Genomic DNA, 14470 nt, shown 5'->3' with positions numbered 1-14470 from the left:
CCAATCATCGGTTTTGCCCACGCTTACTGGCTCATCCTGTGGCAGCTCCTTACAGCTAAAGACACCCAGCGCCGGGACGAGCAAGTCGTCCGCCCAAGGGAAGCTGAAGCCGCCTTGGCGCAGCACCTGCCGGCCGTCGGTGGCAACGATCTGGCCGACGCTACCCCGAAGCTGAAGATGATCCAGCGCGTAACGGACCACGTCACGATCGGCACAGGCGGTTGCGTTGTGCAGCGAATCCAGGAATCCAGCCGGGCAACTTGTCAGCTCGGCTGGCGGTTCGAGGAAAAGCTCGTCCTTTTGCTTGGCCGGCACGTCTTGGACCAGCATTTGCGGAATGCCGCGATCAGTCCACTGGACGAGGACCTTGCCGTTCGGCTGCCGTTCCAAGGTCACGGGGTCACTGCTGCGCCCTTCCGTGGCGTCGAGAAACTCTAGCGGCGCAACCAGACGTTCGGCTTGGTCAACGATGGGCAACCTGTACTGCACGGCAGCGATGCCAGAACTGGCCTGGATAATCAACTCGTCGCCGGCGGCCTGGAAGAGCAGGTTTGCATTTGGGCCTGGCTTAATGCCAGCGCGGCGGAAGACGGTTCGAAGCGTGCGGGCTAAAGAGCGGGCTATCGTGATCATTGGATCCTCGTTGTTGCTTTGGGTGAACACCGGCACTTTGTTATCATGAGACCAGGCATTCGTTTCGGAAAAAACAGCGAAAGTGACCAGCGGTTACATCCGCTGACTGGCGCTTGCAGAGGCTGGTGGAACGATCGCCAAAGCGGACCATTTCAAAGTCGCTCATCGCGTGCTCAGCTTCTTGCACTTTTGACTCTGTCGCGGGAGGTCCGTTATGCGATCGAACGTGTTGGCAGCGATCCTAGCCGTCGCGTTGGTAGGCGGGTGTTTTGTCTTGGAACACCTTTGGTTGGGTCCGGAATCGGCTGCGCTCCCGCCGACGTTGGAGGAATTGCATCCAACGCCGAGTTGGGCAATTGACGAACTTGAAAGCACGGCCCGTGGTGTCCGGCTCAACGCGGTGACCATCCTTGCACAAGCGAGTTCGGCCGACGCTTCCGATACCCCAGAGCTCACCAAGCGGCTTCAGTCCCAGAAGCCGCCGACGCGTTATTGGGCTTGTGCGGCCCTGGCCGCAATTGGGCCGGGTGCCCAAGCTGCAGTTCCTGGTCTGAAGCGTTTGTTGAGCGATCCAGAACCTGCAATTCGTTTGCAGGCGGCCGAGGCCATCTATCGGATCGCACCCGGGGCAAGCCCGCTCAGTTCCCGGATGATCGGCCTGTTGCACCTTCCAGACACCATCACCCGCCGCCGTAACCTTTACGTTGCCGGCCTGCTGCCCGAGTGGTTGCCGCTCGTCGACAACAAACGAGAGCTTGTAGCGCGGCTGTCGCGCGAGCTGATTGTCGAAGCTCGAATCACACGACCCGGCAGTCCAGGTTTCCGCGAGGCGCAGGTCCGCTACGACCGGCATCGGGCCGCGATCCAAGTCCTGGGGTGCATTGGCCCCGAGGCGCACGCTGCTGTACCGGTGCTAATCGATGCGCTGATTAATTCTCGCGGGGGCGATCATGAGATCTTCCAGCGAGCGCTAAGCAGCATCGGCCGCCCAGCCGTTGCGCCCCTTATCGAGCGTTCACGAGCGGTCGATAGCGCCGCCAAGCGCAGTTGGATTTGGTCGGTCCTAGGACAAATGGGGGCGGACATGCTGCCCGACTTGGAGCCCTATTGGCAGGACCCGGATCCGCGGGTCCGGCATGGCATCGTCACGATTGCCGAATTTATGCGGCCTACCGCCACGCGGGCCATTCCGAATCTGATCCGCGCCCTCCGCGATCCCGACGCGGAGGTACGGCGAACGGCAACGATCAGTTTTTCAGAAATGGGATCGGCTGCGGTGCCTGCGGTTCCGGCGTTAATCGCCGCACTGTCCGATTCAGATTCATTGGTTCCCTATTACGCGCTGGTTTCGCTGGAGGGGATGGGAAAGTTTGCCAAAGATGCCGTGCCGGCGCTGGCTCGCGAGTTGAAAGACGGCCGCAAGGCGAACCGTCAGCAATTGGTGAAAGCCCTGGGAGCGATTGGCCCGGCTGCAGCCGACGCGATGCCGGCGCTAATCGATGTATTTGCGACTTCCGACGATGACACGCGGGCCCAGATTCTCCGAGCAATCGCTCGCATAGGCACGGAAGCGAAGCTGGAGCGGAGCGTGCTGAGCGAGTCGCTCAAGGCACCGAATTGGAACCTGCAATTGCAAGCGGCCCTGTTGCTCAACCGGCTCGAGCCCGAAAACCAGCAAGCGCGCAATACATTGCAATCCCTTCTGACCACGGCCGACGACAAGCTCCACTCCGAAATCTTTCGCGCGCTGCCTTTCTTTCCCAAGGAATTTGCCGGCGTACTTGTCCGGCGATCGGCTTCGAAGGCCCATGAGCCGATCGGCGTGGATCATTACTCGGTCGAGCGGCTTGGCCCCGATGCCGCGGCAATCCTTCCAGACCTCGTCTGGCTCGTGCGTCACAGCCATGACAGCCGTGGGCCAGCGGCCGAGGCCGTTCAGGCCTTAGTGGGCATTGGCGAGCCGGCCTTGCCGACACTCGAGCAGCTCGCGCGCGATGACGACGCCCAGGTTCGGCTGTCGGTTGCCTGGGCATTGGCAAAACTTGGGGACAAACCGCTGGCCTTGAAAGTGCTGGTGGATGCTGCCGGCCACGAGCGTCGCCACGTTCGCGAACAAGCAGCCTACAATCTAAGCACGCTGGCCAGCGACGATGCAACTGTGCGGAGCGAACTCGTTAAGCTCCTCGATCATTCGGACCCACATGTGCGGGCGTCGGCCGGGCTGGCACTGGTTTGTTTGAGCCCAGCCGTTCGCGACCAGCAGATCGGCGCGTTGTCGAAAGCCGTGTCCGATCCAGATCGCGATGTGCGGTTTACCGTGGTTCAGCGGCTCGTCGATGTCAACACGGTTGACCCGCGCCTTTTTCCCTTGGTGGCGACGGCGCTGCGGGATCTGGACGCAACGATCCGGGCGCACGTGGTACAACACCTCGACTGGGTCGCTTATGACGCGGCCATTCTGGCTCCGTTGATTAACGAACTAACCGTGGATCCCGACAGCGAGGTGGCCCAGCAGGCGAGCTCGTTCTTTCGGTCGTGCAGTGTGCCGCGGTCGATGCTGCCAGAGCCGGTGCTGCTGAAAAACCCAGCTGGCAAGCAGGATGCCTTGCTGCCGATTGCCGATATAAAAGGCCCGCCGGGCCCTCCCGATCCGCTGAATCCGGCCTTTGGCGACAAGCGCTTCAGCGAGTGGCTTGCGGACTTGCAAATGGGCGATGGCGACCAGCGCGCTGCGGCTGCCCAAGCGCTCCACGGCATGTTCAACTACAACGATCACACCATGTGTTGCATCGGGCCTTGTCCGCCGCGAGGCAAAGTTGGCATTGCCGACGTGCCGCAGGCCATTCCCATCTTGGTGCGTGCATTGTCTGACCGCGAGGCTGACGTTCGCTCGGCAGCGGCCGGGGCCTTGTCCTTGTGCGGTCCATTCGCTGCACCGGCGATCGAGCCATTGCAAAAACTGCTCGCCGACCGGCAGTGCCGGCTGGCTGCCGTGAATGCTCTGGGCGAGCTACGTTCCACGGCAAAGGCAGCTGCGGAGGCAATTCGTCCGCTGCTGGACGACGACGACCAAAGGCTGCGGATTGCGGCAGCCAAAGCGCTGTGGCAGGTGAGTGCTGACCCGCAGGCTGTACGATCGCTAGGGACTGAGTTTGAAAAACTAGCTGTCAGCGATCCGACGGGCTACGGGCATGTTCAAGTAGACATCGCTTATTATTTTTATAACGAAATCGGGGCGGAGGCTGCCCCGCTGGCGCCGATGATGATCAAGTTTCTGCGGAGTGGAAGCTATAGCACCGCGTCGGCCGCCGCGAGGGTTCTGGCTGCAATCGGGCCGTCGGCCAAGGAGGCCACGCCGGCCTTGATCGAGTTGATCGATAAGCCACACATCAACCGCGAGGCTCTGCTCGCGCTTGCGAGCCTGGGGCCGAGCGCCAAAGACGCCGTGCCGGTCCTTGTCCGTCTTTATCATCAATCGGTGAAAGAACCGGCGAATCCCCGCCCGGCCTTGGACGGTGAAGAACGCCAGCGGATGGTAATCGCCTTGGGGCAAATTAAAGAGCCGCAAGACGAAGTCATTTCACTGCTGATCGAGGCGCTTGGCGATCGATCCCGGTTCGTGCGTGCCGCGGCGTGTCAAATGCTGGTGCATTTCGGATCTAAGGCGGCCCCTGCCGTGCCGGCGCTGGGCCGAATGGTGCGCGAGGATAAGTTGGGCTTTGGCGGCAATGATGGATTTGTTGCGTGCATGACGCTGGCAGAACTTGGCCCGGTTGCCGAGCATGCGGTGCCCGACCTCATTGGTTTTATCGACAAGCCCAACGGCAACCGGGCCATCGACGCTCTCGGGCGCATTGGCCCGGCGGCGCAAGCAGCGGTGCCAGCGCTCAAGAAGAAGCTGGATGTTCCTCATTTGGCAATCCCGGCTGCTGTAGCTTTATGGCGAATTGGCGAGCGCGAGACCGGTTTGCACGCGCTCGAGGAAAAAACGGATGCTGGCGATTATCAAGCTGTTGGCGCGATGGCCGACTTGGGGCCGGAGACGCATGAGGCTGCCACGTGGCTGCATCAAGCAATCGAAAGCCAGCGGTTAGGCGAAAACCTGGCTGATTGCTTATTGCGACTGTCGCCGGACGATGAGTTGGCGATCAAATTACTCAAAAAGCAGATGGCTTCCGATGATCCGATGGCGGCCTACCACGCTGCTGCGACGCTCTGGCAAATCAAACGCTTGCCGAAGGCCCGCGCGGCATTGGAACTAACCCGCTACCGGTCGGATCAAGGGCTGCGCATGGCCGCCGCCAGGGCATTGGCGGCCGCTCGACTGCCGAAGCATCCTGGGCCGCTGCTGATGTGGTAAACGCCCTTGGGCGACCATCGGCACGAATCACCGATGGTCGCCCAGCGGCCAGTAATTATGCTGCCAGCCGTGTGCGGCTTCGGCCTTTGTCCGGGAAAACGGCCGTGCGCTGGGCTGCCAGTGCATCCCAATCGACGGTCAAAGGCTCCAGTTCGGGCGGTTCGACCAGGCTGAAGCCTATGTTGCGGATTGTGCTCACGGATTCACCGGTCATCTGAGCCAGTTCGTGTTCAAGTTCTCGCTGTGTCATCGACAGGTCCTTTCGTGACAACAATTTCACGGCCTGCGCGCGCAGTACCGCTGGGAAAGACGGACGGGATTGGGCAACTCGATCGAGCTGCCCGGAGAAGTCAGCCGATTAGCTGGTCAGCAGCCAGCTGGCATTCAACCAGGCAAGCTCGGCTTCGACAGCCTGGCTGCGATTACTGAATGGCCCCAGCACCGGCCCGCCGATGATTGCAGCAAACCATTGGCCTTTGTCATCCGGCTCGACATGGCTGGCTCGGCTGATCGACAGCCGGCCCAAAGTAGCCAAATTAATAGCCTCGCCGTAAATGCACCGGGCCTGGCCACCAGGTTCGACGACCAGCTCCATCATGCCACCTCGTCACGGCGGCGCAGAATATTTCTGCGTGGCCGATCAACCAGCAGGCCATCGAGCACCGACTGCACGCCGGCCAGCTCGGTCGCCAGATGCTGCCGCAAGCCGGAATTGTCGCGCAAAGCCTGCGGCTCGACGCCGCGGACGGTGCGCTGGGCCTGCTCAACCAGGTCGTCGAGCTGGCCGCTCGAGCCAATGTTGAGTTGCTTGAACCGCTCGAAAAACTCAGTCAGGTTGGTGATCGCCGAGTCGCGAAACACCTTGGGCTTGCCGTCGTCAGTGCCGCTGAGCCGCTCGGTTAGATGCGAAACCAGCTTGCCCAGCTCGCCGATAAACGCTTCTTCGGCCAACCGCACGGCCTCGTCGAAACGAGCTGCGACCCGGGCCTGCTCCTGCCGGAACAACTCGGGACTCAGCTCGCGCAGATAATTCGGCGGCTCAACCGAGGGGAAATCCCAGTCGACGCCGAACAGGCCGTGCAAAGACGTCGGATAGTCACTGGAGTTGAAGAGCGAACCGAGCCGCTGGCGAGCAGCAGATTTCAGCTCGGCGAAATGCTCATCCAGCCGCTCGACCGCCTCTTCCAGTTCCGCCTTGAGCGTGGTCATGTGCATGCTGAAGGCCTGGATGTCATCCTGCCGGATCAATCGGATGCCCGGCTCGGGGTACGGCAGCGAAATGCCTTTCCAGTAGGAAATCAGCCGGCCGCGGATGCTCGTCACTGCCTTGAAGGCCGGATGGCTGGTGTCCAGCAACTTTTTGCCGGCCGAGAGGTACTGGCCTTGGGCGCCGAACGATTCGGCAGCCCGAGCCTTTTGCTCCTGGGTGAGCGTCTTGCGCACACCGAGCCAGGAAAGCGACACGCGCACGGCAGCCATCGTGGCACGCAGCCGATGGGCCGAGGCTGGGGTCGAGGTATGGGTCGGATTGTCGAGCAATGTGCTCATGCGGAGTTTTCCTTTGGACTGTTGGGATTGAGAGCGCGGCCACGAAAAGCCACGCGCCGTTGTTCGACAATATCGTGAGCATCGATCAGTTCCACGCTGTCGGCGGTCACAAACAGTGCGCCGCCGGAAAACTCGCCAATCCGTGGCTTCGAGCAGGTCGTGGCATAAGTCAGCGACCAGCACTGGTCGCGGCGAAACTGCCGCAGGAACTTTTGTACGAGGTGACCAACCTGACCTGGGTCTCCACCTTCATTGGCACAGAACCAAAGGTACTGGCCATTCTCCGGATCATCGTAGAAGGCGAATTCAAAGTCGGTTTCGCCGCCTTCGTCGTCGGGGAAATCGCGCAATACGCGAAGACCGGTCCAGTCGGCATCTTCTTCCGACAGGTCGCTTGGCAGGGTCTGAGCGGTGTATTCGTGGTCACCGAACACAAAGACGGTTTCAAGCTGTTCCTCTAACCACCGGCGCTCGTCTTCAGTCAGCTGGTCGAGAACCTCCGAAAACTCCAGGTAGTTGTTCGCCATCGGGGCGCTCCAGTCAGATGTCAGCCACGTTACCTCGTTCCGGACCAGAACAGCTACGCGGCGGCCGTTTCGCGGTAACCCTTACGGGTCTTCTCCGCGATGAGCTTGTCGGCATGCTTGTTGGATGCGGCCGCGTCGGCGAATTACTTTTCTTGCTGCTGGCCGCTGGCGCCCAGCCGGCCGTAGCGCACGGTAACGCTGGTATTCTTGATCTCGATTTCCCAGAACTTGGCCGAAATGCCGCCGAAGAATTCGAAACGTCGGGTCATGGTGCTGGTTCCCTATAGATAGATGTCAGGAAGCGGTAAGGGACATTCATTAAGCCCGGATCGAAGCTTACTGTAACGCTGACACCAAAAGGGGGAGGACGAGCGACTCCGTGCGCGCAAAGGTTCAGCCTACGGCCGTAGCCGCAGGATGAAGGGCCGTAAACTTACGAGATGCGTATGCGGAAGCGAATGTTTCCGGTGGTTTCGTTCGAACCAGGCTCACCGTCAGGCCCAGAAAACCGACGAACTTCGAGCCTCATTAACGAGGGAGTAGCCTCTCGCCTGCTGCACGCGGTAGTGTCGGACCAACGCGCGCTTCGTACGGGGCTTGGCAACCGCAATGATGTCGAAAACATCGCGGAATGGTGCGCCGGACAATATAATCGCTCCCGTCAAGAGGCAAGAACGACTTCTTTGAGCGGCCGACGATGAATGCAAAGCGGCAGACGAGACGTGGGCGGTCTCAAGCGAAACCATTGCCCGAGCAGCAAAGCGCCTTGCTCGTTGAAAAATACGCACAGGCGATTGCGCGTGCGTCGTCGTACATTAGAGAGCCGGAGAGTGAGGAGGTGAAAACGGCAATTACGGAGATGCGAGGGGACATTGAGCAAATGGCGTCCGATCCCGACCAACACACGGATTTAAATCTGCCTGTCCTGGCGTACTCATATAGTAGCTTGGAGTGGCTGCCGGATTATGCCACCCTGAATCACAAGCACATCATCGACGTTCGTGAAGTGTTGCAAAACATTAATCGCTATCGCGACGATCCTTCTCTGTCGCGACCGCTGAATTTCCTATTGCTGGCCAGCCCGGGATCAGGAAAGAGTCAGCTAATCAAATCGCTCGTGAAGCAGATCGGCAACCAATTTGTCGGCTACGTACCGTACAACATGGCCACCATGCAGGGAAAGGATGATCTCGGCAGGGTGCTGGACGCTGCTCGCAATATCACAATCGAGGGCAAGCTGCCGATCGTATTTCTAGACGAGTTCGACAGTCACGATTCTAATTATCCGTTACTATTGCCCTTGTTATGGGACGGGGAGCTTGACGTCGGAAATCGCGAGTTGCGCCTTGGTCGCGTCGTCTTTTTTCTAGCAGGCAGCAGATCGAAGCTGCCTGAAAAACTGCGAGATGCGAGAGAGATGGCCTCCGCTCGGAATTCCGGTGGAAAGGACGACGATACGAAACTGGCGGACCTATTTTCTCGCATCAACGGAACGGTCGTAAAGCTTCCGTCATTGGCGGACGTTGACGTCAACACGACGTCCGATAAGATCGTCATTGCGATGCAATTGCTTCGTCGTCGCTTTCCCAAATGCAAAACGGTGCCTTGGACTCTCTTGTGGTTTATCGCTCAGGCTCCGTTCCGTTACGAAGCCAGAAGCATCGCGACATTGATCAATTTGATAGCGATGCGAAAAGGCGAGACTGCCGATGCACTTGAAGCGCTCGGTCGCGAACACTTGGGCTCGTTACCGTTTGGGAATGCCGACATTCTGACCAAGAGCCCGCTCGGAATCCATCTTAACCACGATCGAGGAGCCTCGGGGCTTGTGGCTTTATGGGCTGACGCGAGCCAGATTCAGGCCGATCAGGAACTTCTCGTGGAGCCCATGAAATTCGACCCACCCAATTGGGCGACGATGCTGCAAAAAAGAATTGCGTCGCTAACAAGCCAAGGGCGGTTGGAGTCGCAACCTTTTGGCGACAGGTCGGCTAATCCGCTTTCACGAGTAAAGCATAGCGGAAATTAGGATTGTTCCATACGAAATCCCAAGCGCTCTCGATAAGTTCGGGAGTTACCTGGGGGTAATCTAAAGGAGCCGCACCGCCTTCGGCAGCCAAGCTAGTAGCCTGCTTGATTATAAGCTGTCCGAGTGCCTCAAGCCGCCGCTCGAGAAGTGGCGAACTCTCGCGCGCTAGCTGCTTTGGCGGCGCACTCCAGTTCAGATCTCCGGTCGCGGCGATCGTGGCCAGGGCAGCCAAGATGTCGTCGCTGGAAATGAAGGTGGCCTTAGCCGACTTCTGCAACGCTGACATCGTGGCTTGTGCGAGCACTGCGGTGCGAACGCGATGAAGTTCGCGTTCCAAGACGCTATAGGCCTTAAGCAGGGCCGCGTGCGGCCCTAGAGATTGCGAATTAGTTGCTTCAGGCGCGGTGGCCATCGTACTCACCTAGGAGTTGTACGCGGGTACATCGTTTGTAGTTCGTCCACGGAGGTCAACGCACTTCAACTTTCGTGCCAGGCAACCGCGCGCGTAATTTGGGGGGCTTGTGCCTGCTGAGGGGACGCCACCAATCAACTGTTTTTGATTCGACAGCAACCGTGCGAGCTTTTTCCGGCCAGCGCGCCGACCTTAAAGCCATTCTGCGCCGGCGAAGTCAGCTGAAAACTCCGAAAGGATTGCCCGGACAAATAAAAGCCTGGGAATGACGTCTCGAGCCAACTCGATGCTGCCAAACCCCCAGTAACCGAGATCAAGCATAAAGATTCCCAGCGGTCTTTCAGGACCGTGCCAGGGCAACACGAAGAATCTGTTATTGCGGGCTGCCAGCCAGGCCGACTCAGGATGCGATCCGGCCCATTGAGCCAGTAATTCATCGTCGCGACCAATCTCGGCCGCCAGAACCGTCGAAGGTTCCCAGTGAATAACGCCGCGTGGGAGCTGAATATCCGGCCCACTGGGCGCCGCTACCGCCGCGTTGCCCACTCCCGAAAGCCGTGCGCCGTCTCGCCAGATTCTTGCCACGAGCGATTTCGACTGCTCGCATTTGGGAATCTTCAGCACCTGTTTCCCTGAGCCGGCGAGTTCCACGAATAGCGGATCATCACTCGGTCCAACGGCGCAGTCCACCCAGTCTTTTAATTCATCGATCGAGTGCGCGCTTTCGGCGAGCAGCCGCTGTACTCCCGCCGAGAAACCCTCAGTGCAGTCTCCACCGTGAGCATATGCGCAATAGAGATCGTCGTACTTTCCTCGTGTCAGAAAGGCAATTCTGTTGAACCCCTGCGTTAAGTGGCTCGTGATGAGCGTGCACAGCAGACGCAATGCACGCCACGGGGCTGGCGGTGGCGCAACGAGCAGACTCGCAACGTCGGCTTGCAGTCTTAACACCGCACGCTTGAATTCTGCATCAAGCCACATTCGAGTGTGGCGTCGTTGAGCCACGGCACCTCTGAGCCATTCTTTCACGCTTTCGAACGCCGAGCGAATTCGGAACTCGTCGTTAGCGGAGCAAGACCCAAACATCGCAACTTTGAAGTAGCCGATGTACTTCTCATTGCGCTGAAGCCGCATTTGAACGTGGAAGCCCGCATTCTTTAGAATGGCCGGCATGTTGTTGGGGTCGTCGCCGTTCAGCTGCCATTTAGCCACGGTCGGCCAGAAATCACATTCGTTGTCAGACTGCCTCTGTCTTACAAGGCGGTCGTAGAATATTTGCGGCGGAACTTGCACTTGTCCGTCCGTGACGAGACCGTTCAGCTGTCGATCACAGCCGTAGGGTTTAAACCATGAACGGCCGCCCTCGACAGAATGGAATTCAAGGCAATAGCAACAGATCGTGGGATCGAGCTGGCCGGCAAGCTTCCGCAGCGCAGCGTTGACCAAGCCGGCATCTTCGAAGAAATCGCCGAAATCAAGTCCTGCTTCGTCGTCAGATGCGAGAATTAGCGGCTCAATGAGCATTGGACGTATATGCTGGCGACGATGGATGTACGTCGCAATCATAAACGCTCTAGTCTCGGAATCAAGATTGTGCAACTCCGCAACGACGGATGCGGCACGAAAACGACAATCGAACTACCGCCGAAATAAGTGCGTGCTGATAGGTTAAGGGCGTTTCAGTAGGTTATCCACCGTCCATCTCAGAAAAGCGAAGAAAGTGCCATGATGTTACGACTGCGGCTGCGGTAGCGACTTTTCTCGGGCCCCCGCCAGCGACAAGAGATTCCGCGAAGGAGCCTCTTCAATGTCGATCATGGCCCAAAGCGTTTCGGCGACAGGTGGCAAATGTCGCGGGTGAACGAGCTGCCGGTGCTGTGTTGCAGCAGGGCAGCTTGGGAGAAGTCAAATGATCCAGCAAGGTCGAAGCCGCCAAACTTCCATCGGATGACGAAAGCGTCGGGCACGGCAATTCCGTCGCGCTCGGCCGAGCGCGACGTAACATCCTTCCTTTCCTCAGCCGTGAATTGGCGGCACTCGATCAGTACTCATCGTCGGTGCCGGCGCGTTTGATGGACGGACCCGCACAAACGACGGGAACCGTGGTACGTCACGATCAGTGAGCTCCTGATAGCGGAACGTAATCAGGCTGCCCACCGGCGGCGGATCTTCTCGCTGGGCGTCGGTGAAGCCGGTGCCCACGGAGAACATCGTGCCGTCTGGCAACTGGACGAGTAGCGCGCCAAGCCGGCCTTTGTGCCGACCGGCACCACCTTGATGCTCGATTACCTGGGCTTCAGCATCGTGGAAGCGTTTCACCTTCAGCAGCGTGCTTGAACGGCCAGCTTCATATTGAGATCCAGGTTGCCGCAGCATCAGGCCCTCGCCGCCGCCGGCCAGGACCAGTTCTAGTTCATCGCGTAGATGCGCCAGGCTGCGGCATTGCTGCTGTGGCAGTACGCCGACGTAACGCAAGCGAAGCTGGGAAAAACAATCGCACAGGTACTCGATGCGCTCCTCGAACCGTTCGTGCATGGCCGGTGCGTCAAAGATGCGGAACTTGATGTGCGCCCACAGACTGCTGCCATCGTGGCGGCGAACGATGCCTACCGTGCGCTGAAATGCCTTGCGGGCCAGCCACAGTTCACCGTCGAGCGGGATGGCCGGCAATCCAGCGGTGAACCAGTCGGGTGCATGAAAAACATTTCCTTGCCGGGACAAAAACCGCTTGCCGTCCCAGTATGCCCGGACGCCATCGAGCTTTTCGCTCAGCCACCAGCCAATTACGTCGGTGGAGTTGTCCCAGCTTTCGGCCAATAGCAGCGCCGGTGCCTGGCGAGAAGAGCTTGGCGCAACGGCCGGCTGAGTGCCTGCCACGGCGCCGACGCGATCCTGTTCTGCCTGCTCGCCGCGAAATTTCCGCAAGTGCTTGCATGTGCGGCGTTCGATGGGTTTTGACTGGTTGCGCCAGGCTGGACAGGTGCACGAGTAGACGCCGCCCACATTCTTCAGAATGTACGGCAACCTGGCCGAGCCTTGAATCTCGACCGATTCGCCGTCTTGCAGATCGGGCATAATGGCCTCCTGGATGCTCAGAAAATGAAACGAGCGGTAGCCGGGTTAGGCCCCGACGACCGCTCGATGGAAGTTCAATGCTGCAGGTTCCCGCGGAAACACGACGACGAGCGGCAGCTGGGCGTGGCTGTTTGCCACCTGGTCAGTTCTGCGATGGATCGCGGTTGACCTTGCGGCCGGGTTTTTGGCCCCGGACGCCGTCGCGCTTGTAGATGCCCGGCTGGTCAGCCGATAAACACCGCTCGTGTGCCCAGCTCCGCAAGCGCTCGACAGCTTCGCCGGCAGTACGGGCAACGGGTACAACATTCTGCGCTGCTTCGACCAGCGGGACTTCCAACAGCGCCGCCAGGCGGCAGCAGGCGCGAATTTCGGCACCAGTCCAATCGGCATCGACAGGCTTGGGCTGTGTTGCATCCAAGCCGAACTTGTCGATGTACAGCTTCCAGATAGCTCGCCGCTGGGCGACGTCTGGCAGATCAACGAAGAAAACGCCGTCGAACCTCTCGGCTCTTGAGAACTCGGGCGGCAATTTGCTGATGTCGTTGCAGGTGCCCACGAAGAACACGTCGCTTTCGTGGTCGTTCAGCCAGGTCAGCAGTCGGCCAAATAAACGGGCTGACACGCCGGAATCGGTTTGCCCCGAGCTGGCTACGCCGCTCAAAGCCTTCTCGAGCTCATCACAAAACAGCACACAGGGGGCCATCGCGTCCGCGATTCGCAGGGCGTGACGAATATTCTGCTCGCTTTGGCCAACCAGACTGCCCAAAAGCGAGCCTACGTCGAGCGTGAGCACGGGCCTGCCCGTTTCGTTGCCAAGCGATTTGCAAAATGCGCTTTTCCCGCAGCCTGGCGGCGAGAGCAGAAGAACGCCTCGGGGCCGCACATCGGAGTTCTGGTTCGCACGTCGGCGCATGGCCCGTAGGCAAAAGCTCTTCAGCGATTCCAGGCCGCCAAGCTCGCTGAACCGCTCGCTACCCCGATGCAGTTGCAACGTGCCGCTTTTTTTTAGCATTCCCGATTTCAGCTCCCAGATAGCTTCGGGAACAAGCTGCGTATGCCGAACCAGGCTCAACGAAAACGCATTCTCAGCTTCCATGCGGGTCAAACCGGCCGCGGCGTCGAGAATGGCAACCAGGCCATCGCCCTCGGGGATTTCGCCAGGCTCAGTAGCCACGCCGCGCGCGATTTGCTCGATCTGGTCGCGGTCGGGCAGTTCATGCTCGATCACGGCAAAGGCTTTTTCCAGTTCGGTGGGAATTTGCACCACCGGCGACAATATCACCACAAACGTGCGATTCTGCTTGCCGGCCGTGACCTGGGTAGCCAGCGTTTGCACGACCTCGGCGGAATTCAGAAATCGGTGAAAATTCACAAGCACCAGCAGCGCTGAACTGTCGGTGCTGGCCAAGGCATTTAACGAACGGATTGCGGCCAATGGATCGCCGGCGCCGGCGTCAGCCTCGCCACTTTGGCCGGCAATCTTCAGCCCTTGGTCGACGGACCAAGTGGCCAGCCGCCAGTTTTCCCGGCGGCAGAGCTGGGCGATTTCGGCCAAGGCATCGTCATGTTCGTGCGATTCGACCCAAAGGCCGGTGAAGCACGCGCGCACATATTCAGCCAGACGCACTGCAAGCGTCATGGGATTTCTCCAGACAGGAATAAACAGGAACAAAGCCGACCACAACGGCCGGCTAGGAGTGCTCAAGAGCGAAAATTTGCCGCTCGAGCCGGGTAACGCGAAGTTGCCCTTTTTCGACCGCGTGGAACGCACGTTTCAGCCGGCTCATCCAACGGTTCAGGCTGGCGCGCTCTTTTTCGAGCTGAGCCCGTTTGCGTTGTAGTTGAAGCTGCTCGCGATGATTGGCGGTTGGTGCAGTTGAGCTACG

The 14470-nt window shown here is 59.4% G+C and carries 12 protein-coding genes and 1 pseudogene; 2 read left to right on the top strand and 11 right to left on the bottom strand.

Annotated features, from left to right (window positions below):
* Positions 1-633 (bottom strand): hypothetical protein (locus VGG64_15210; GenBank protein HEY1600950.1); only part of this gene is annotated, 633 nt, incomplete at its 3' end.
* A gap of 214 nt (positions 634-847) precedes the next feature.
* On the opposite strand from VGG64_15210, the gene VGG64_15205 reads away from it, so the two are divergent.
* Positions 848-4993: a HEAT repeat domain-containing protein gene (locus tag VGG64_15205; protein ID HEY1600949.1), complete on the top strand. Its 4146-nt coding sequence runs from the start codon at positions 848-850 to the stop codon at positions 4991-4993.
* A gap of 55 nt (positions 4994-5048) precedes the next feature.
* Here VGG64_15205 and VGG64_15200 read toward each other — a convergent pair whose 3' ends face one another.
* The 5 genes and pseudogenes from VGG64_15200 to VGG64_15180 all read right to left on the bottom strand — a co-directional run bounded on the left by VGG64_15200 (position 5049) and on the right by VGG64_15180 (position 7337).
* Positions 5049-5243, bottom strand: coding sequence for a hypothetical protein (locus tag VGG64_15200; protein HEY1600948.1), 195 nt, complete (start codon positions 5241-5243; stop codon positions 5049-5051).
* Positions 5244-5351: 108 nt separating this feature from the next.
* A complete protein-coding gene (locus tag VGG64_15195; GenBank protein HEY1600947.1) occupies positions 5352-5591 on the bottom strand; it encodes a hypothetical protein in 240 nt (79 codons plus the stop codon).
* The gene (locus VGG64_15190) at positions 5588-6541 is read right to left on the bottom strand and encodes a hypothetical protein (protein HEY1600946.1); all 954 of its coding nucleotides are present in this window, start codon (positions 6539-6541) and stop codon (positions 5588-5590) included. Before VGG64_15190 ends, VGG64_15195 begins: the two co-directional genes overlap by 4 nt.
* On the bottom strand, positions 6538-7068 hold the full coding sequence (locus VGG64_15185; protein ID HEY1600945.1) for a hypothetical protein: 531 nt from the start codon (positions 7066-7068) through the stop codon (positions 6538-6540). Before VGG64_15185 ends, VGG64_15190 begins: the two co-directional genes overlap by 4 nt.
* A gap of 53 nt (positions 7069-7121) precedes the next feature.
* Positions 7122-7337: pseudogene (locus tag VGG64_15180) on the bottom strand (WGR domain-containing protein).
* 569 nt (positions 7338-7906) lie between these two features.
* Between VGG64_15180 and VGG64_15175 the strand changes: the two are divergent.
* The gene (locus VGG64_15175) at positions 7907-9097 is read left to right on the top strand and encodes an AAA family ATPase (protein HEY1600944.1); all 1191 of its coding nucleotides are present in this window, start codon (positions 7907-7909) and stop codon (positions 9095-9097) included.
* On the opposite strand, the gene VGG64_15170 is transcribed toward VGG64_15175, so the two are convergent.
* The 5 genes from VGG64_15170 to VGG64_15150 all read right to left on the bottom strand — a co-directional run.
* Positions 9060-9509 (bottom strand): hypothetical protein, encoded by a 450-nt coding sequence (locus tag VGG64_15170; GenBank protein HEY1600943.1) that lies wholly within the window; start codon positions 9507-9509, stop codon positions 9060-9062. The two genes, VGG64_15175 and VGG64_15170, sit on opposite strands and share 38 nt — an antisense overlap.
* A gap of 192 nt (positions 9510-9701) precedes the next feature.
* A complete protein-coding gene (locus tag VGG64_15165; GenBank protein HEY1600942.1) occupies positions 9702-11075 on the bottom strand; it encodes a hypothetical protein in 1374 nt (457 codons plus the stop codon).
* Between the two features lie 450 nt (positions 11076-11525).
* Entirely contained in the window at positions 11526-12584 is a 1059-nt protein-coding gene (locus VGG64_15160; GenBank protein HEY1600941.1) for a DNA ligase, read from the bottom strand.
* Between the two features lie 142 nt (positions 12585-12726).
* Complete coding sequence (locus VGG64_15155; protein HEY1600940.1) at positions 12727-14223, bottom strand: AAA family ATPase; 1497 nt, start codon at positions 14221-14223, stop codon at positions 12727-12729.
* A gap of 52 nt (positions 14224-14275) precedes the next feature.
* The coding region (locus VGG64_15150) for a hypothetical protein (GenBank protein ID HEY1600939.1) at positions 14276-14470 on the bottom strand (195 nt) is incomplete at its 5' end.

The organism is Pirellulales bacterium (assembly GCA_036490175.1).
Lineage (GTDB): Bacteria > Planctomycetota > Planctomycetia > Pirellulales > JACPPG01 > JACPPG01.
This window is presented reverse-complemented; position numbering and strand designations above follow the sequence as displayed.

Bases quoted from the DNA above. Each gene is read 5' to 3' on its own strand.
- VGG64_15205 (HEY1600949.1), top strand. From the start codon at position 848: ATGCGATCGAACGTGTTGGCAGCGATCCTAGCCGTCGCGTTGGTAGGC.
- VGG64_15200 (HEY1600948.1), bottom strand. From the start codon at position 5,243: ATGACACAGCGAGAACTTGAACACGAACTGGCTCAGATGACCGGTGAA.
- VGG64_15195 (HEY1600947.1), bottom strand. From the start codon at position 5,591: ATGATGGAGCTGGTCGTCGAACCTGGTGGCCAGGCCCGGTGCATTTAC.
- VGG64_15190 (HEY1600946.1), bottom strand. From the start codon at position 6,541: ATGAGCACATTGCTCGACAATCCGACCCATACCTCGACCCCAGCCTCG.
- VGG64_15185 (HEY1600945.1), bottom strand. From the start codon at position 7,068: ATGGCGAACAACTACCTGGAGTTTTCGGAGGTTCTCGACCAGCTGACT.
- VGG64_15170 (HEY1600943.1), bottom strand. From the start codon at position 9,509: ATGGCCACCGCGCCTGAAGCAACTAATTCGCAATCTCTAGGGCCGCAC.
- VGG64_15165 (HEY1600942.1), bottom strand. From the start codon at position 11,075: ATGATTGCGACGTACATCCATCGTCGCCAGCATATACGTCCAATGCTC.
- VGG64_15160 (HEY1600941.1), bottom strand. From the start codon at position 12,584: ATGCCCGATCTGCAAGACGGCGAATCGGTCGAGATTCAAGGCTCGGCC.
- VGG64_15155 (HEY1600940.1), bottom strand. From the start codon at position 14,223: ATGACGCTTGCAGTGCGTCTGGCTGAATATGTGCGCGCGTGCTTCACC.